The organism is Pseudomonas synxantha, assembly GCF_900105675.1.
Lineage (GTDB): Bacteria > Pseudomonadota > Gammaproteobacteria > Pseudomonadales > Pseudomonadaceae > Aquipseudomonas > Aquipseudomonas synxantha.
This window is the reverse complement of sequence record NZ_LT629786.1, coordinates 2,137,902-2,156,180: the sequence shown is the minus strand read 5'-3', so window position 1 is coordinate 2,156,180 and position 18,279 is coordinate 2,137,902. Positions and strand designations below refer to the sequence as shown.

General features: G+C 59.9%; 18 protein-coding genes. 9 read left to right on the top strand and 9 right to left on the bottom strand.

All coding sequences use genetic code 11. The features are described 5' to 3' along the window. Nucleotides 1-6: 6 nt before the first annotated feature. From BLU48_RS10355 to BLU48_RS32255, 3 genes are all read right to left on the bottom strand, one after another. On the bottom strand, nucleotides 7-678 hold the full coding sequence (locus BLU48_RS10355; RefSeq protein WP_057022263.1) for a DUF3313 domain-containing protein: 672 nt from the start codon (nucleotides 676-678) through the stop codon (nucleotides 7-9). Nucleotides 679-803: 125 nt separating this feature from the next. Then, nucleotides 804-1,298: a hypothetical protein gene (locus tag BLU48_RS10350; RefSeq protein ID WP_057022262.1), complete on the bottom strand. Its 495-nt coding sequence runs from the start codon at nucleotides 1,296-1,298 to the stop codon at nucleotides 804-806. A gap of 88 nt (nucleotides 1,299-1,386) precedes the next feature. Further along, on the bottom strand, nucleotides 1,387-1,641 hold the full coding sequence (locus BLU48_RS32255) for an NUDIX hydrolase (protein WP_057022261.1): 255 nt from the start codon (nucleotides 1,639-1,641) through the stop codon (nucleotides 1,387-1,389). A gap of 211 nt (nucleotides 1,642-1,852) precedes the next feature. Between BLU48_RS32255 and BLU48_RS10340 the strand changes: the two genes are divergently transcribed. After that, a complete protein-coding gene (locus BLU48_RS10340) occupies nucleotides 1,853-2,545 on the top strand; it encodes an aspartate/glutamate racemase family protein (RefSeq protein WP_057022260.1) in 693 nt (230 codons plus the stop codon). Here the strand turns inward: BLU48_RS10340 and BLU48_RS10335 are convergent. Then, nucleotides 2,542-3,054, bottom strand: coding sequence for a GNAT family N-acetyltransferase (locus tag BLU48_RS10335; protein WP_057022259.1), 513 nt, complete (start codon nucleotides 3,052-3,054; stop codon nucleotides 2,542-2,544). The genes BLU48_RS10340 and BLU48_RS10335 overlap by 4 nt on opposite strands. A 228-nt stretch (nucleotides 3,055-3,282) precedes the next feature. Here BLU48_RS10335 and BLU48_RS10330 point away from each other — a divergent pair, with 228 nt between their 5' ends. The 4 genes from BLU48_RS10330 (at nucleotide 3,283) to BLU48_RS10315 (ending at nucleotide 7,502) form a co-directional block, all read left to right on the top strand. Beyond that, entirely contained in the window at nucleotides 3,283-4,254 is a 972-nt protein-coding gene (locus BLU48_RS10330; RefSeq protein WP_057022258.1) for a helix-turn-helix transcriptional regulator, read from the top strand. A gap of 98 nt (nucleotides 4,255-4,352) precedes the next feature. Continuing rightward, entirely contained in the window at nucleotides 4,353-5,228 is an 876-nt protein-coding gene (locus tag BLU48_RS10325; protein ID WP_057022257.1) for a transporter, read from the top strand. A gap of 22 nt (nucleotides 5,229-5,250) precedes the next feature. Then, a complete protein-coding gene (locus BLU48_RS10320; protein WP_057022256.1) occupies nucleotides 5,251-6,393 on the top strand; it encodes an MFS transporter in 1,143 nt (380 codons plus the stop codon). Next, a complete protein-coding gene (locus BLU48_RS10315) occupies nucleotides 6,390-7,502 on the top strand; it encodes a class II histone deacetylase (protein ID WP_057022255.1) in 1,113 nt (370 codons plus the stop codon). Before BLU48_RS10320 ends, BLU48_RS10315 begins: the two co-directional genes overlap by 4 nt. On the opposite strand, the gene BLU48_RS10310 is transcribed toward BLU48_RS10315, so the two are convergent. Next, on the bottom strand, nucleotides 7,492-8,631 hold the full coding sequence (locus tag BLU48_RS10310) for a glycerate kinase (protein ID WP_057022254.1): 1,140 nt from the start codon (nucleotides 8,629-8,631) through the stop codon (nucleotides 7,492-7,494). The two genes, BLU48_RS10315 and BLU48_RS10310, sit on opposite strands and share 11 nt — an antisense overlap. Before the next feature lie 100 nt (nucleotides 8,632-8,731). Next, nucleotides 8,732-9,832 carry a sugar diacid recognition domain-containing protein gene (locus tag BLU48_RS10305; protein ID WP_057022253.1) on the bottom strand — a complete coding sequence of 367 codons (1,101 nt, stop codon included), beginning with the start codon at nucleotides 9,830-9,832 and terminating at the stop codon, nucleotides 8,732-8,734. A 157-nt stretch (nucleotides 9,833-9,989) separates the two neighbouring features. Between BLU48_RS10305 and BLU48_RS10300 the strand changes: the two genes are divergently transcribed. Next, on the top strand, nucleotides 9,990-11,300 hold the full coding sequence (locus BLU48_RS10300; RefSeq protein WP_057022252.1) for an MFS transporter: 1,311 nt from the start codon (nucleotides 9,990-9,992) through the stop codon (nucleotides 11,298-11,300). 257 nt (nucleotides 11,301-11,557) lie between these two features. On the opposite strand, the gene BLU48_RS10295 is transcribed toward BLU48_RS10300, so the two are convergent. Then, nucleotides 11,558-12,262, bottom strand: coding sequence for an SDR family oxidoreductase (locus tag BLU48_RS10295; RefSeq protein ID WP_057022251.1), 705 nt, complete (start codon nucleotides 12,260-12,262; stop codon nucleotides 11,558-11,560). Nucleotides 12,263-12,363: 101 nt separating this feature from the next. On the opposite strand from BLU48_RS10295, the gene BLU48_RS10290 reads away from it, so the two are divergent. The 3 genes from BLU48_RS10290 (at nucleotide 12,364) to rarD (ending at nucleotide 15,446) form a co-directional block, all read left to right on the top strand. Next, nucleotides 12,364-13,266, top strand: a complete 903-nt coding sequence (locus BLU48_RS10290) for a LysR family transcriptional regulator (RefSeq protein WP_057022250.1) — start codon at nucleotides 12,364-12,366, stop codon at nucleotides 13,264-13,266. Between the two features lie 81 nt (nucleotides 13,267-13,347). Continuing rightward, nucleotides 13,348-14,364, top strand: a complete 1,017-nt coding sequence (locus BLU48_RS10285) for an aldo/keto reductase (RefSeq protein WP_057022249.1) — start codon at nucleotides 13,348-13,350, stop codon at nucleotides 14,362-14,364. Between the two features lie 200 nt (nucleotides 14,365-14,564). Then, nucleotides 14,565-15,446 (top strand): EamA family transporter RarD, encoded by an 882-nt coding sequence (rarD, locus tag BLU48_RS10280; RefSeq protein ID WP_057022248.1) that lies wholly within the window; start codon nucleotides 14,565-14,567, stop codon nucleotides 15,444-15,446. Between the two features lie 69 nt (nucleotides 15,447-15,515). Here rarD and BLU48_RS10275 read toward each other — a convergent pair whose 3' ends face one another. Both BLU48_RS10275 and BLU48_RS10270 read right to left on the bottom strand, forming a co-directional pair. After that, a complete protein-coding gene (locus BLU48_RS10275; protein ID WP_082636626.1) occupies nucleotides 15,516-16,745 on the bottom strand; it encodes a dermonecrotic toxin domain-containing protein in 1,230 nt (409 codons plus the stop codon). 152 nt (nucleotides 16,746-16,897) lie between these two features. Next, nucleotides 16,898-18,229: an IS4 family transposase gene (locus BLU48_RS10270; protein ID WP_082636749.1), complete on the bottom strand. Its 1,332-nt coding sequence runs from the start codon at nucleotides 18,227-18,229 to the stop codon at nucleotides 16,898-16,900. Nucleotides 18,230-18,279: the final 50 nt, after the last annotated feature.

Below are 18,279 nucleotides of genomic sequence, written 5' to 3'. Positions count from 1 at the left end.
GCTGGGTCAGCGCTTTTTCAGGCGCAGGTAGGATTGATGCAGGTCCGAGGCCCAGCCATCAATCACGCTTTTCACATCGTCGGCCTTCATCACCTGCGAGTCATTGGCCAATGGCTTGCCGGTGCCTTTGCGCACTACTTGGGCCACCACTTTATTGCTGGCGCCATCGAGGAACTGCGCCTCGGTGCCCAAGGTGGTTTCCTGGTCACGAATCCCGGTGCCGGTACTCACCGCAGCCGCAACCAGGGCCACGGGTACGAACTCATAGGGTTTGAGGCCTTCGGTCTTGCTGCTGACGGCGGTGATCGCCGCACGCACCACCATCACCCCGGGGCCGGGAGCGTTGGCCAAGGGCAGCGACTTGGCCAGCTCGCGTTTGAGGGCCTGGTTGAAGTAATCGTTGATACCACGCAGGGTGCTGTCTGGAATCTTCGTGGTGGCCTGGGGCTTGGGGTAGAACTGGGTGGGTTCGATATACACCGAGGTGTACCGGCTCAGGTCCAGTTGCGGATCAACCCAGCGCATCACCTCCGCCCCCGACGGTGACTTGGCCTCCTTGAGCTGGCTGTAGCTGGAAAGGAACCCTGAATACTCGTCCGGTTGCGGCACCTTGCTCGCGCAACCGGCCATGCCGAGTGAGGCGACGCACAGCGTGCTGATCAATAGCCCTAGCTTCATCGTGGAACTCCCTGGCGACCATCATCGTGATGAATGAGTTGTAGGTATAGCCAATGCTTGGCAAATACACCTAATTTAACGCGCCGCCAGCCATGAGTTATTTACCTGCGATTAAAGCGTGCAGGTCAGGCTCGCTCGCGTGGGATCAGGCTCTGCAACTGCGAGGCCAGGAAGTTGGCATCGAAACCGAAGGTGTCGGGGTCTTTGAGGCCGTTGGTTTTCTTCCACAGCCAATCGTTCTTATCGGCCGGCAGTACCAACGACACGCTGCCATGGCGCGCAGCGGTGAGCCCCATTACCGCTACCGAAATCAAACCGCCGGCGCCCATGACGTCCGGCACGAACTCAACGCTTTTGCCGGTGATATGCACGCTGAGTTTTTCGCTCTTGAAGGGCGAACTCTCCACCGGCACGCTCGGGCCGCTGGCGGTGTAGGCCTCACGCTGTACTTCCAGCAAACCCACAGTCTTTACTGGCTCCAGCCATTGTTCGATCTGCTGGAACAACTCACCGAGCTTCTGCGCCCAACGCGCCGACTGCAGGTCAAATTGCTGTTTTTTATGCGCTTCGCTATCGGCGTAGTGACGAAGCATCTCGCCTAGTTGCTGTACATCGTCCATTGCGGATTTCCTTTGGGTGAGCCAGGTTGCGAAGCGTGATCATGGCAGATGCCGCGGCCTGGCGTATGGCTAAACATCAGCCCAGGCCTCAAAGGGAATGTAAGGCAGGTGTATCGAACGAAGGGTGCTCCGATAGAAGGCGACGCATTTTACCGGCTGCGCGACGCTGAAGCAGATGACGCCCCTGGCTATCGATCAGATGCACCGAAAATGCACGATGCAGACGGCCCACGCCCAGGTGTGCCTCGCGTTTATCACACACTCCGATTTGCGCATTGTGGGTCATCACCCGAATGCCAGGAATATCGGTCAGGAATCGGGTGTCGATGTCGGTCGTGGTCACAGTACAACCTCCAGTTGCTCAGGGCAGCGGTTGAGGAAGCCCCGTTCGATGGGCTTGAAGCCCGGAGCCCAGCGCAGAGCACCTTTTGTGGACACATCTGCGATCTGACAGGCGTAGTTGAACTGCTCCGGTGAATTTGCTGGCAACTGCCTGTGACCAACCGGCCTTCAATGGGTAAGGTGAAGCCACATCCCTTGTCCTGGAGTATCAGATGCGCACCATCGGCCTTATCGGCGGCATGAGCTGGGAGTCCAGCGCCGAGTATTACCGCATCATCAACCAGCGCGTGCGCGACCAGCTCGGCCCGCTGCGTTCGGCCCAGATCCTGATGTACAGCGTGGACTTCGGCCCGGTGGAGCAGGCCCAGCATGCCGGACGCTGGGACGATACCGCGCTGATCCTGGAAGACGCCGCGCGCCGTTTGCAGGCCGGGGGCGCCGAGTGCGTGGTGCTGTGTACCAACACCATGCACTTGGTGGCGCCGCGCATTGAAGCGGCGGTGTCGATTCCATTCCTGCATATTGCCGATGCCACGGCGGGCGCGGCCGTGGGGGCCGGAACCTTGACGGTAGGTTTGCTTGGCACCGCATTTACGATGGAGCAGGACTTTCTCAAGTCCCGCCTCGCCGCCCAGGGCCTGACCGTGCTGGTACCGGATGCGGATGAGCGCAAGGAGGTGCATCGAATCATCTATGAAGAGTTGTGCGTGGGCGTCATCAGTGAAGCCTCTCGCCGAGTGTATCAGCGCGTGATCAAAGGCCTGGCCGCTCGTGGCGCCCAGGCAATCATCCTGGGCTGTACGGAAATCTGCCTGCTGATCCAGCCCGAACACAGCGACCTGCCATTGCTGGACAGCACCGCACTGCATGCGCAGGCTGCGGTGGCGTTTGCTCTAGCGGATTAAGCCGACTTGCGCAGGCGCGCCATGCTCAGGGTGTCTACAAACACACCGTCACGCAGGGCGTAATCGCGCAACGTCCCCTCCACTTCGAAGCCGAACTTGCGATAAAGGTTATGCGCCGCCTCGTTGTCGGCGTAGACCGTCAGTTCCACGCGGTGCAGGTTCATCCAGTTGTCGGCCACATCCAGCGCAGCAGTCAACAGCCGAGAGCCTACACCCTTGCCCTGCCAGGCAGTCGCCACGCCCATGCCAAACGAACCCACATGACTCTGGCGTACGCGCAGGTACTGCTCCAGCCCCAGCTGACCAATGACCTCACCGCCATGCAATGCTACCAACTGTAGCCGCCGCTCATTATCCATCACCAGGCGTTTGCGCCAGGTTTCAACTGACTGGAAAGGCATTTGCAGCACCTGACGGCACACGGCCGGTTCGTTGTAGAGCGCGGCGACGCCCTCAAGGTGGGCCTCGGTAAAGCGCTGGATCACGATATGGGGTTCAGGTGTGTGCATTGCGTTTCATCCTATGAAAGACAAGTGGCCGGCCAGTGTAGAAGCAAAACTGTACGTCTGACGAGCCCAGAGCTTTCCCACATCGTCAACCGCACCCTCCTGCATCTGAACGATGGCGATCAAACCTGACAGCACCGATACTCAGCCCAGGCCCTGCCACCTCTAACCAAGGTTGTGGCCTTCACCCTGTGACGAGAACAACAAAAATAGTCCCACAGAGGAATATCCATGAGTCGCCTTGATCCCCTTGGCCTGTTGCAGGCCTTCAGCACCCTGACCCTGGACCTGCAGCGCCTGGCCCAGCATCAGGACATCGAGCATTTTCAGCACCACGCCTTGAGGCGGCTAAGCCAGTTGCTGGCGTTCGATAGCGCCTGGTGGGGCCGCGCAGCGGTGATCGACGGTTTGCCGGAAGAGCACAGCAGCTACCTGCACCATTTGCCACCGGGCTATCTGGCGGACTGGCAGTCGATCCGCCATCTGGACGTCACTGTTGCGCAGGTGCATGCCAAGCCTGGTCAAGCAGTGATCATTGATATGCGTGACCCTGCCAACGGCGCCGCGTTGAATTGGCTGGGCCAACGCCACGGCCTTGGTGAGCTGTTGTGCGTTATCCATATCGACCCGCAAACCCACCTCAGTGACCACCTGACTCTTTACCGCACACCTGGAGCGCCGCGGTTCAGCGCCCATGATTGCCTGTTGCTCAACAACCTGATGCTGCACTTGGTCGCGGCTGTCTCGGCGAATCAGATCCGCACCTTGGTGGCCATGCGTGAAACCCTCACCAGCCCGCGCAACCTAGCCCTGGCCGTATGCGATCCCCGGGGAGTGCTGCAATGCGCCGAGCGCGGCTTTATCGATCTGCTGCTCAGCGAATGGCCACGCTGGAGCGGCCCCACCCTGCCGGTGCCGCTGGATGAGCACGGGCATGACGGCAAGCGCATTCATCTCCAGGTTTCGACAGTGGGCGACCAATTGCTGTTGGCGGCGCGCATCAACCGCGCCCTGCCCCAGCTCAGCCCGCGGGAAAACGACGTGGCCCAAGGGTTTGGCGAGGGCAAGACCTATAAGGAAGTCGCTCGCGACCTCGGCCTCTCGCCCAATACCGTGCGCCATCATATTCGCACCATCTACACCAAGCTCGGGGTCAAGGACAAAGCGCGCATCGCGCACTTGATGCACGCCCCGCCGGACTGATCCCCGCCCCTATCTCGCGGTTCTACCAGGGTCGTTTTTCACGATCACGGGCTGTTGTTGCCCAGTTTTCGGCCTCCCAATACATGAGACACCTTGCCATGACTCACACACGCCTACGTAACCTGACGGTGCTGCTCAGTGGCACCTTGCTCGGCCTCGACAGCCAGGCTGCCGACCTCAACGCCCGGGATTTTTTCGCCGCCCCGCCGGGCACCAACCTGGGGGTGCTGTACCTGCCTGCGACCCGTGCCGGGAATTTCCACGGCCCCGCCGACAGCACCGGCAAGGCCGACCTCAAGGTCAACGCCGTGGCTTACCGCCAGGTGTATTTCACCGACGCCTGCGGCACGTTGTGCACGCCACAATTAATCCTGCCCTTTGTCGACATCACGGCGCGATTGCCCGGCGCCGAGCAACGGACCGGTGAACGCGGCTTGGGCGACCCGCAGATAGGCGGCACGGTGTTTTTCCTTAACGATCCGGCCTCGCGCACCTACAGCGGTCTGTTGAGTCTGATCACCGTGCCGGTAGGCCAATACCACAGCCAAAACCCGGACGTGTCCCCCGGCACCAACCGTTGGGGCGTCACATTTGTCTACAACTATACCCAGGGCGTTGGCGACAAATGGGTGCTGGAAGCCAACCTCGAAGCCCAGCTTTATGCCAGGAATGATGACTACTTCGGCAGCGAGCTCAAGCAAGACCCGCTGTATCGCCTGCAAGCCTTTGCCTCCTACGACTTCAGCGCCGCCACTTATGGGGCGCTGCGCCTGATCCAGGCCGACGGCGGTGCGCTGCGCATTGACCATCGCCGTATCGACAACACCCACAGGCGCTACACCCAACTTGGCTTCGAATTCGGGCATTGGCTCGACCCACAGAACCAACTGATGGTCAGCCTTTCGCAAAACGTCGCGGCCTCCAACGGCTATGCCGGGACCGAGGCATTGTTGCGCCTGGTCCATGTGTTCTGACCCCCACTCCTGGAGCTTGAAGATGCCCACACAACCCTATCGGCTGGCGGCAATCGTACTGTTTGCCGCGATCACTCCGACCATCTTGATGACCGCCCCCGCCGTGGCCGCGCAGCTGGCGAGCCAATGGCAACTGAACCCTGCGCGCATCGGTGACCTGTTTTCCGTTGAGCTGGGAGCCATGAGCCTGGCGACCTTGCCTGCCTGGTTTTGGCTCAAACGGGTTGACTGGCCAAGCGCAGCCCTGGTCGCCGCGCTGGTGTTTATCGTGGCCAACCTGTTGTCGATGCTCGCCGACACTTACGCAGCTCTACTGTTGCTGCGCTTTGCCAGCGCCCTGGCCGGCGGCTCACTGATGATCATTTGCCTGGCCAGCGCCGCCGCCAGCGCCAATCCTGGTCGGGTCTATGGATTGTGGGTAATGGGGCAGCTGATTGTCGGCGCCCTCGGCCTTCTAGTACTGCCGGGGTTATTCGGACAGTTTGGCTTGAATGCCTGTTACCTGATCCTGGCGGGCTTGATGACCCTGTTGCTGCCTCTGGCCAAGGCGTTTCCTGCCGGCAGCTCTGTGGCACAGGCAAGCAGCGGCAGTTCTCTGCCCGGCTCACGCTGCAAAGCAGTGCTGGGAATCGGCGCAGTGCTGGGTTTTTACATCAGCCTCGGTGGCGTCTGGACCTTTATCGGCGCCTTGGGCGCCAATGCCGGGGTCTCTGCGTCGCACAGCGGCGAAATCCTTGCCATCGCCACGCTGATGGGGATTGCCGGTGCCGCAAGCGCATCACTGATCAGCGCTCGCCTGCCACGTGGAATGTTGTTGCTAGTGGGCTATGCGCTGATGGCGGCTGCCGTATTACTTTTACTCGGCCAGCCCGCGCTGCTGCGCTTTGCTCTGGCGGCGCTGCTGTTCAAGTTCAGCTGGACCTTCATCCTGCCGTTGGTCCTGGCCTGCCTGGCCGACCTCGATCACAGCGGCAAGCTGATGAACGCCTCCAACCTGGTGATCGGCGGCGGCCTGGCCATCGGCCCGGCGGTTGCCGGGCGCCTGATTGAGGTCAGCGGCGGGTTCACCCTACTGCTGCTTGGCGCTGCCGTTATCACGCTACTGTCCCTGGTGATGATCCTCACCAGCCGTCCCAATTACCCCACTGAACTGGAGCCGGTATGAACCGAACCACCGCATTTTTCTTCGATGAAATGAGCCTGTGGCACAGCGCCGGCGCCCACGCGCTGACCCTGCCCGTGGGCGGCTGGGTACAGCCGCCGGCCGGCAGTGGGCATGCCGAATCACCGGAGACCAAGCGCCGCTTGAAAAGCTTGTTGGACGTGTCCGGATTAAGCCACCATCTGCATCTGCGCAGCGCACCACCGGCCACCGAAGAGGACTTGCTGCGAGTCCACGGCAGCGCCTACCTGCAGCGCTTCAAGACGCTAAGTGATGCCGGCGGCGGTGAGCTTGGTCCCCAGGCACCGATCGGACCGGGTAGCTATGAAATCGCGCAACTCTCCGCCGGCTTGACCCTCGCCGCCGTGGACGCCGTGCTCAGGGGCAAGGTGCATAACGCCTATTCGTTATCCCGGCCACCGGGCCACCACTGCCTGGCAGACAGCGCCATGGGCTTCTGCTTTCTCGCCAACATTGCCATCGCCATCGAAGCAGCCAAGGCCCACAACGGGCTCGGCAAAGTCGCCGTGATCGACTGGGATGTGCACCACGGTAACGGCACGCAATCGATCTTTGAGGAACGTGCCGATGTGTTGACGATTTCACTGCATCAGGATGCTTGCTACCCGCCCGGCTACAGCGGCGAACAGGACCGTGGTCGCGGCGCTGGCCTGGGCGCGAACATCAACATTCCCTTGCCGCCGGGCAGTGGGCACGTCACCTATTTGCAGGCGATGGAACGCATCGTGGTGCCAGCCCTTGAACGTTTCCAACCGGAGCTGATCATCGTCGCCTGCGGTTATGACGCAGGCGCCGTCGACCCTCTGGCGCGCATGCTGCTGCACAGCGAATCGTTCCGGCTGATGACGCGCACCCTGCGCCTGGCTGCCGAGCGCTTGTGCCAGGGCCGCCTGGTGTTGGTGCATGAAGGCGGCTACAGCGAGGCCTATGTACCGTTTTGTGGGTTGGCGACCCTGGAGGAATTGAGCGGCGTGCGCACAGCGGTGGACGACCCGATGCTGGAGTTTGTGCAGTTGCAGCAGCCCGCAGAGGCGCTGCTGGAGTTTCAGGCACAGTGGGTGCAGCGGTTGGCGCGTGGGGTTAGTGATTAGATGCAAGGCGCCAAACGCGTGCGATGTCCGCAGCTCGCTCACATAATAGACGCGGAGCCTCACGGCAGGCTTGCTCCAGGCTCATCGGCCCCGAGGGCAAGGCAAATGCCGCATCCACGCCATGGGCGTACATCTGCTCGTAACCCTCGCCCAATGTGCCGGCGATCACGATAACCGGCACGCCATGGCGCTGGGCGATGCGCGCCACACCAAACGGGGTCTTGCCGCGCAGGGTCTGGGCGTCGAAGCGGCCCTCACCGGTAATGACCAGGTCGGCGCCGCGTACGGCATCATCAAGGCCGACCAGTTCGGCCACCACCTCCACCCCTGGGCGGAACTGTGCACCGAGAAAGGCCTTGGCGGCAAAACCCAGGCCACCGGCGGCGCCGCTGCCGGGTTGGTCGCGCACGTCGTTGGCCAGCACTTGGGCGCAGTGATCGGCGAAGTGGCCGAGGGCGGCGTCCAGTTGGGCCACTTGCTCGGGGCTCGCACCTTTTTGCGGGCCGAAAATCGCCGAGGCGCCGTGGGGGCCGCACAGCGGGTTGTTGACGTCGGCGGCAATTTCAAAGCGCACCTGGGCCAGGCGCGGGTCGAGCGTGTCAAGGCTGATACGCGCCAGACGCGCCAACGCCAGGCCGCCTGGAGGCAGTGGCTGACTGGCTGCGTCAAGAAGTTGCACGCCAAGGGCCTGCATCGCCCCCGCCCCGCCATCATTGGTGGCGCTGCCGCCAATCGCCAGGATGATGCGTTGCGCCCCGGCGTCCAGGGCGGCACGGATCAATTCACCGGTACCGTAAGTGGTGCTGGAACATGCGTCGCGCTGCCCCGGCGCGACCAATTGCAAGCCGCTGGCCTCGGCCATTTCGATCATCGCGGTATGGCTGTCGGCCAACCAGCCCCAGTGCGCCTCAACGGAGCCGCCCAGTGGCCCTTGCACCCTTTGCCGACGCAGTTCGCCCTTGCACGCGGCGAGTACTGCCTCCACCGTTCCTTCACCCCCATCGGCCATTGGGCATTCGACCAACTGTGCATCCGGCCAGACCTGGGCCAACCCTTCGGCAATCGCCTGGGCAGTGCCTGCAGCACTGAGGCTGTCCTTGAACGAGTCGGGAGCGATGATGATCTTCATGATGGGCTTTCTCCGGTTTTTATAACGCCCATGCTGCCAGTTGGCTGGGGTAATGACGCCTGTCAATTGCACAGATGCGGACAGGGTTTGTTGGTCATTTCTACAAAGTCTGGGGCAACAACTGCACGCCCAGGTACAAGGCCAGCATGCCATCGAGCGTCAACGGGTCCACGCCGCTGAGTTCAGCAATGCGTTCCATGCGATAACGCAGGCTATTGCGATGAATGCCCAGCGCGTCTGCGCAGGCCTGGCTTTGCCCGTCGTGTTCGCACCAACTGCGCAGGGTGGCGAGCAGTTGCCCGTTGCTGTCCTTGGTCAGCACTTTGCGCAAAGGGTTGAGCAGTTCGTCCAGGGCATCGTCATTGCGGTGACGCCAGAGCATGACCGGCAGACGATAACGGTTGAGGGTCAACAGCCGCATTTGCGGGAGGATATCGCGGCCATACGCAAGTAGATCGCCCACCCGACGATAACAACGGCGTAGCCCCGCCAAGCCCTCCGCTTGCCCACCAATGGCAACGCGCAGGATGTTCCAACCCAGGCCGTCGAGCTTTTCCAGCAAGCGGGGGTTGTCGACCTGCAACGCGGCGGGTCGGCACCACAGCAGGGAAAACTTCGCGGGGCTGACACACCAACTGTCCGGGTAACGGCTGGTGAGCCATGTACTCAAGTCTTCCGCCGTTTGGCCCGGGCCCAGTTCGAACAGGTACGGCGTGCGCGACAGCTGCGGCTTGAGACCCAGTTGCCGGGCTTCGTCCACCAGGCGTGGTGAGTCGCCACTGTCGGCCAGCAGCAAGGCCAGCAGATCATCGCAGCGCTGGCGCCGCCATTGCTGCTCGGCTTGCTGGTGGCGATGGCTGACCAGCATTTCAGCGGTCATGCGCACCAGTTCTGCATAGGTGCGCAGCCCGTCCGGTTCACCGGTGATGCCCAGCACACCGATCAGGCGTTGATCATGCAGCAACGGCAGGTTGATGCCCGGCTGCACGCCTTTGAGATGTTTGGCAGTCTGCCCATCGATCTCCACCACCCGGCCATTGGCCAGGACCAGTTGCGCGCCTTCGTGGCGGGTATTGATGCGTTCCGGCTCGCCGCTGCCAAGGATCAGGCCCTGGCTGTCCATGACGTTGACGTTATAGGGCAGGATGGCCATGGTGCGATCGACAATCTCCTGGGCCAAGGCGTGATCGAGCTCGAACATGGGGCTAATTTCCTAAAACAGGTTGTTCACTGGCACAGCGCAAAGCCTGCTTCACTGTGCGCCAGCACAAAGACAGTCGCCCATCACGTCATCGAGACTGTCGGGGCGGTCAACGTTAACCTCGCACCGCGAAAAATCATAATAAAGAGAGATTCCCATGTCACAGAGCGCCACTGCCGCACTGGCCAGCGATGACGATAAAAACGCCATCTACAAGCGCATCACCCTGCGCCTGATCCCCTTCATCTTTATCTGCTACCTGTTCAACTACCTGGACCGAGTGAACGTTGGCTTTGCCAAGTTGCAGATGCTCGATGCGTTGAAATTCAGCGAAACCGTATACGGCCTGGGGGCCGGGATTTTCTTTATCGGTTACGTGCTGTGTGGCGTGCCGAGCAACCTGGCGCTGACCAAGTTCGGCCCACGGCGCTGGATCGCGTTGATGATGATCGTGTGGGGCACGCTGTCTACCTGCCTGCTGTTTGTGACCACGCCGACGCATTTCTACACGTTGCGCCTGTTTACCGGTGCCGCTGAAGCCGGTTTCTTCCCCGGTGTGGTGCTGTACCTCTCGCAGTGGTTCCCGACCTTCCGCCGCGGACGGATCATGGCGCTGTTCATGTCGGCGATCCCGGTGTCCGGCTTGCTCGGTAGCCCCTTCTCCGGCTGGATTCTCAACCACTTTGCCGCCGGTCAAGGTGGCCTGGCGGGCTGGCAGTGGATGTTCCTGCTGCAGGGCATCCCGACCGTGATCCTCGGCGCCCTCGCCTACTTCCTGCTCAGTGACAGCTTCGCCAACGCCAAGTGGCTCACGCCCCATGAGCGCGCAGTGCTGGAAGCCGACCAAGCCACGGACCTGGCGAATAAGCCTAAAACCACCAGCGACTCCCTGGCCGAAGTGTTCAAGAACCCGGCGATCTGGGCATTTGGCCTGATCTACTTCTGCATCCAGAGCGGCGTGTATGCGATCAACTTCTGGCTACCATCGATCATCAAAAACCTGGGTTTCAGCGATAACCTGGTGATTGGCTGGCTCAGTGCGATCCCGTATCTGTTGGCGGCAGTGTTCATGTTGCTGGTAGGCCGCTCGGCCGACTTGCGCAAGGAACGTCGCTGGCACCTGGTGGTGCCAATGCTGATGGGTGCAATCGGTCTGCTGATTGCGGTGAACTTCGCCACCACACCGGCCATCGCCATCCTCGGCCTGACCATCGCTACCATGGGCGCCCTTACCGGCCTGCCGATGTTCTGGCCGGTGCCTACCGCCATGCTCAGCGCAGGTGCCGCAGCGGGTGGCCTGGCTTTGATCAACTCCATGGGGCAGATGGCGGGCTTTCTCAGCCCGTATATCGTGGGTTTTGTGAAAGACGCCACCGGGTCCACGGATGTGGCGCTGTATCTGCTGGCGGCCGTGATTGTCGCCGGGAGTGTGTTGGCGTTGCGCATGACGCGGACCTTGCAGGCATAAGACAGTCCAGTGTGAGAGGGGCCTTGTTTCCGATGATTTAGTGTCAGTGCGCGCATCTGTGACTGAACCACCGCCATCGGGGGCAAGCCCCCTCCCACATTTTGATCTCTGTTGCCTTTGCAGGCTGTGTCAGACCTTAGGCAAGCAGCGAATACACCAACGCAGTAATTGCCCCCCTGTGGGAGGGGGCTTGCCCCCGATACAGTAGTTCAGTCAATTCATAGTTGACTGATACACCGCTATCGGGAGCCCTGTGTCTACAGCAAGCCGCCGCCATCGATATCGATAACGGTGCCGGTCATGAAGCCGTTCTCCATGGCCAATACATACCCCGCCGCGACTTCTTCAGCCTGCCCTACCCGGCCAACCGGCAATGTCTCGCCGGTCTTGGCAAACATCGCCAAACGCTGCTCTTCGGCCAACCCGGCATAGGCTGGGGTGTCGATTACGCCGGGGCTGATGACATTGACGCGACGCGGCGCCAGCTCCTTGGCCAGTTGCTTGCCCAAGGCTTCGGTCGCGGCGTTGATGCCAGTCTTGATGAACTGCCCTGCTGCCAGCTTGCGCCCCAGTTGACCCGAAGTCAGGCTGATGCTGCCGTGCTCACCCAGGAATGGCAGCGCCTGTTGAATCGCACGTAGCGCGCCCCAGAGTTTCACATTGAAATTGTCCCGGGCTTCGTCAAGGTCGGTTTCGATCAGCGTTTTGGCCCGCACCGAAGGTCCCGAGGTGTAGACCAGGTGGTCAAAGTGGCCCACCGTTTCGAACAAGCGCTGCAACGATGCGCTATCGGTGACGTCCACCGGTTCGCTGCGTACGCCGTTATCGCTGCCGGAGGTCAAGCGCCGCCCTGCCAGCACTACGTGCGCACCGCGAGCGGTGACTGCCTGGGCCACTGCGGCGCCGATGCCGCTGCTGCCGCCAATTACGATGACGGTTTTACCGCTGAGGGAAGATGTCATGGGAGAACTACCTGCATGAGAAAGTGAGCGTTCATCTTCCCAGCTTGGCAATCAGCAAAAAATCCCGGTAAAACGACAAGATCTTTAAAGGATTTTTAATAATGAGCTCAATTCTCGACCTTGAAGTCTTTGTACGCAGTGCCGACACCGGCAGCCTGACAGCCGCCGCCCGTGGGCTTGGCTTGACACCGGCAGCGGCCAGCATTGCCCTTAAGCGCCTGGAAACCCGGCTCGGTATCCGCTTGCTCGCCCGTTCCACCCGCAGCATGCGCCTGACCGAAGAAGGCCGGCGTTATCTGGACAGCGTGCGGGTAGCGCTGGAGGCGCTGTCGGAGGGCGAACACGCCATCAAGCAACAAGGCCAAAGCCTCAGCGGTTTATTGCAACTGGCGGCGCCCTCGGATTTCGGCCGCAATGTGCTGCTGGGCTGGCTGGATGAGTTCAAGCTTGAGCACCCCAATATCCGCCTGCAACTGCTGCTCAACGACAGCAATGCCGACTTGTTTCGCGATACCGTCGACATTGCCCTGCGCTTTGGCGTACCAAGGGACTCCAGCCTGGTGGCGTTGCCGGTGGTGCCCGGCCACCAGCGCATGGCCTGCGCCAGTCCTGACTACCTCGCGCGCCACGGCACACCGCGCACGCCGGCGGACTTGGCGCAGCACAGTACGTTGCGTTACATGCGCCGCGGGCAGGCCAATAGCACGTGGTACTTCCGCCAGGGCGCGCTGCTCCAGGAGGTCGACGTCAGCGGCGATTACCTCAGCGACGATGGAGAAATCGTCCGCCGCTGGGCGCTGGCGGGCCACGGCATCGCCTATAAAGCCAACTTGGATATTGCCCGTGATATCCAGGCCGGTCGGCTGGTAGCGCTGTTGCCCGACTGGCAGGGCGAGCCGACCCCTTTCAACCTGATGTGCCCCCACCGTCTGCAAGTGTCGGAACGGGTGAAAGTGCTGCACCGTTTTCTACAGGCACGCTGCCAGACGTTACTGGGTACATGAAGAAACGCGCCCAGGGCTTGTTCCAGAGGCGTCGGGTCTGGTATTGCAGTACTCACGTTTCCCTGCGATGAGGAGCTCTCCATGATTTACCGCACATTGGGCCAGTCCGGCTTGAAGGTCAGCGCATTGACCCTCGGCACCATGATGTTTGGCGAACAGACCAGTACCGAAGACTCGCTGCGCATCATCGACAAGGCCTGGGGCCAAGGCATTAACTTTATCGATACCGCCGACGTCTACACTGGCGGGCGCTCCGAAGAGATCGTCGGCGAAGCCATTGCGCGTAACCGCCAGGACTGGATAGTAGCCAGCAAGGTCGGCTTCGGCCCCGCCGATGGCTTGCCCAACCGCAGTGGTTTGAACCGCAAGCGTATTTTCAACGCCGTGGAAGCCAGTCTTGGGCGCCTGGATACCGATTACCTGGACATCTACTACCTGCACCGTGAAGACCATGACACGCCGCTGGAAGTGACCGTGTCGGCCATCGGCGACCTGATCCGCCAAGGCAAGATCCGCTATTGGGGCCTGTCCAACTATCGCGGTTGGCGTATCGCCGAGGTGATTCGCGTGGCCGAGCGTCTGGGGGTGGATAAACCCGTCATCAGTCAGCCGCTGTACAACATCGTCAATCGCCAGGCCGAGGTCGAGCAAATCACCGCGGCGGCTGCCTACGGGTTGGGCGTGGTGCCTTATAGCCCGCTGGCCCGAGGGGTGCTAAGCGGCAAATATGCGCCGGACGTCACGCCCGAACCTGGCAGCCGGGCCGCACGGCAGGACAAGCGCATCCTGGAAACCGAATGGCGGATGGAGTCGTTGCGCATCGCCCAGCAGATCCAGCAATACACCCAAGGGCGTGGCGTGGGCATGGTCGAGTTTGCCATTGCCTGGGTATTGAACAATGCCTCAGTGAGTTCCGCGATTGTCGGGCCGCGCACCGAGGCGCAATGGGATGCGTACACCGGGGCGCTGGCGGTGAAGATCACTGCTGAAGACGAGGCATTTATTGATTCCTTGGTCACACCCGGGCATTCATCCACGCAGGGGTTCAACGATGTCGGCCATTTCGTCTCAGGCCGTGTAGCGTGGCGAGCAGGCTGAAATCTACCTGATGCATGGAGATTAAAATGTCGGCGGGGCTTGCTCCGGTAGCGGTGCTGCAATCGGTTCATCTGTAGCTGCCACACTGCCTATTAGGAGCAAGTCGAATCGTCGCCCGCCCCTCCCACATTTTATTTCTCGCAAAAACCGCCATACTCCGCCCCAGGAACTGGATATGAATCGGCTTTCGCGAGGACAGCGTGTCTAAAGGTGTAGTGTTATCGGTATTGGCCTCGGTGTTGTTTGCCGTGATGTATTACTTCACGTCGCTGCTCACGCCCTTGAGCGGCCTGGAGATTTTCGGCTGGCGCATGCTGCTGACCGTACCATGCATGACCGTGTTCATGATCGTCAGCGGTGAATGGCGAAGGGTGTTGGAACTGCTGCGCATGCTTGCCACCAAGCCACGTCTGGTCGGCGGTGTGCTGGCCTCTTCGGCCTTGCTGGGCGTGCAATTGTGGCTGTTCATGTGGGCGCCGCTGAATGGACGCAGCCTGGATGTATCGGTGGGGTATTTCCTATTGCCGCTGACCATGGTGCTGACAGGGCGCTTGGTGTACGGCGAACGCTTGTCGCGGCTGCAGCAGATTGCGGTGGTGTTTGCCGCGCTCGGCGTTTTGAATGAGCTGTATCAGGCCGGCGGTTTTTCCTGGGCAACCCTGGTAGTGATCATCGGTTACCCGGTGTACTTCGTGGTGCGCAAGTACCTGACTACCGATCACTTGGGTGGCCTGTGGCTGGACATGGCGCTGATGCTGCCAGTAGCTTGGTGGTTTGTGCAGAGCGGCGAACAGGGATTTGCCGTGCTCGATGTGCACCCCAGGCTGTATGCATTGATTCCGATGCTGGGTTTGATCAGTGCCTCGGCGCTGGTGAGCTATATCATTGCCAGTCGCTTGCTCGCATTCAGCTTGTTCGGGCTGCTCAGTTACGTGGAGCCGGTGTTACTGCTGGTGGTGGCGCTCTTGCTGGGAGAAGGCATCAAGGGTGGCCAATGGCTGACTTACATTCCCATCTGGCTGGCGGTGATGGTGCTGGTATATGAAGGATTCAAGCATTTGGTGCGTCAACGTCGGGTTTGAGTAAAAGACTGGGAATGGGTGCCGGTTGCGGGGGTATCCGTACCCCTTCCGTACTGCAGGGGGATGGCCTCAGGTCATTACCTGAGTCGTGGTTTCTTCGGGCGTACCGACCACGCTCTCGATGAAATCGGCTGCGGTATTCAGGTTTTCCCTCGCTGTGCCGTAGCGGGGAATATTGCTCTGGACCTCATTACCGAATTTTTCCAACTGTTGATCCATAATCTCCTTCTCAACACCAAACACATTGCCGAGCCGATTGTCGTGGTTCAGCTCAAGCAGCGTTCCTGTGACGGGGTTTTTCACGATTTCTTCGATGGATTCGGCTATGTCGTCAGGAACACCAAACTGTTTCAATGCAGTCCCTAGACCGTGCCCCGGGTTTCTGAGCTGCTTGCCGAGGTAGGCCCAGAAGTCACTCAGATCATTAGGTCCTGCTTTTTCCATAGCCTGGCGCGCGACGTGCTTTTTGGCGAACTTGTCGGGTGACTCTGAACTTGGTTCGCCGAGCGGTTCTTTATTGTTCAGCCCGTCTTTCACAAAGTAATAACCGCCCTCACTGCCACCCCGAAAGTTACCATAAGCATCGTAATCATATACGACATGTTTTCCATCCTCCCGTGTACCGACATAGGTCGCTTTGCCATCGGAAGCGAGGTTGTAAAGCCTGGTGTTGACTAGCCCGTTGACCTCCACTGGCGGAACCGTTACATCCCTGTTCAAGCGCGCGAAAATATCATCGCGCTCTCGACCAAAACTTCCCACTGCAACGCTGGATTGTTCATCCTTGCCAAACTCCTTTAGTTGCTCCCTGACCCGCTCCTCCTGCCCGAGAGCTTCAGGGTGAGAGAAGTGTCCGGCTAATCGGTCTAGTTCGGCAGGGTCTTGGGCCATATTCCTAACCCATTCAGTCATCTGTTCAGCGGTTTCGAACTTGTAGAACGACATGACTTCATCCTCCGGCATATACACGATGAAATTAGTCATCCCCTCCGTTACAGGCACGCGCTTGATCACCATCATGTCTCGGGATTGAGCGCCATCGACGGCAAAAGTCGAGACACTCACGAAAGGTGCCCCCGGCTTGTCTGGATTCACCACCGCCTTTATCAACTGATGCTCGTCGGCAGTTAAACCGCCATTGAGGTGCTGTAATTCACCTTCGTCGAGGAAACGCTTTCGCGCCACCTCGATCGGGTCCCCATCATCGGTCGAGCGGACATTGCGAATGGGGCCAGCCTGTTGCGGCGGGATGGGATCACCTAACCTTGGCCGAAGAGAAGGAGTATGCACAGTCGTCATATGAGGGCCTCGTCTAAATTAGGGTGCAGGTTTTTTCCTACGCCCGGCCCTTATGTGATACTTGGTGAAACATCTGTTCCCGTTTGGCCGTCGCTAAATTGCAACTCGATGCAACACACACAAAAAAGCCCGGTATAAACCCGTAATGCTGTTCACTTAAGCGGAGCAGCCTTACGGTTTACTGGAAACCTGGTTTTTGAGATCTTCACCGTCCTTGGTCTTGATGGCCTTGGGCGGTGATCCAAAAACAGCCCTCCGACTCCCGCCCTCAGTTCTGACAAGCGCCTTCCTGTCGCCGAAATAGGATTAGCCGCAGCCATCACAATCAATTGCACCGCAATGTATTGGCACGCCGGCTTGAAACGAATATCTGATGGTGTGCGACCGAACGCTACGGCAGCTAGACTGGCCTCCCGCCGGATCACGTTGTAAGCCAGTAAAAGCCCCCATACTTCTTGGTATATCAGGTCGATCTTCTTGCTACGCAGAGTCACTGCGTTCTGCTGCATTGAGCTTTTGATGTCTCTGAAGCCCAGCTCTATCTCCCATCGCTCCTGATACAACTTGGCAATCATCTTGGCGCTATAAGTTTCGACGGGCAGTGAAGTCATCACCGTTTTGAGCTTCCCTTGGACTTCATAGCTGACCGCGCGCACCTCCCAGTGACGGGGTAAATTGGGGTTTTGCTTTCTAGCTTGTTGGGACACTTTCATGCGTAACAATCGGTCGTGCTTGCCGTAACGAGCAACCTCTTCGCTTACCACCCCTTTGCGCTCCGGGATCAGCCAGTGGCGATTGATGCCGGCACCGCTCAAGCTCAGTAACAAATTCGCGCTCCAGAAACCCTTGTCGAACAGCGTCACTGAGTGGTCAGGGATTTGTTGAAGAAACTCGTCAGCCAAGCGCATTTCACTGCGCCGATAGGGACTCAGCTGAGCATCCAGAAGCAGGTGCGAACGCACATTCATCAAGGCGACAAGACGCAGCATTGGAAACGGTGTCTGACGATCAGTGCCGGTGTTTCCTGAGCCAAAATGATCTCGTAGCTCCTGATTATCGGGAGTTCGCAGAAGCGCTCCGTCTACTGCAAACACTTGTAAATCCTGCCAGGTATCTCCGTTGTAACGCTCGCCGCCCCATTGACTACCGGTCTTGCGGAACAGCCATTCGACTGGATCAGAGCCTAATCGTTTGCGAGCTTCAGTCACGCCGCTTCTGGCCAGCAAATGATCGCTAGCAAGCCCCTGAGCACAAATATTCAAACGTCTAGCCACTTCATGAACGGGTTCGTCACGAAACAACGCCATGCCCAGAACGAGCCAAAGCACCTGATCGGCTGGCAAGCGGCGCCTACGGATGGTGGCTTGGGAGGAGAGCCCGAGTGCCGATGCGACCCACTCGACGGGGATGTTCTGGGTGAAGGTGCTCAGGTCTGAGAAGTTAAAAAGATCGCCAAGGTCGAGCAGTTCTTGTTGAACAGACATAAAAAATCCGATGCCAGGAGTCTGGCATCGGATTTTCTAGGAAGCCCAGC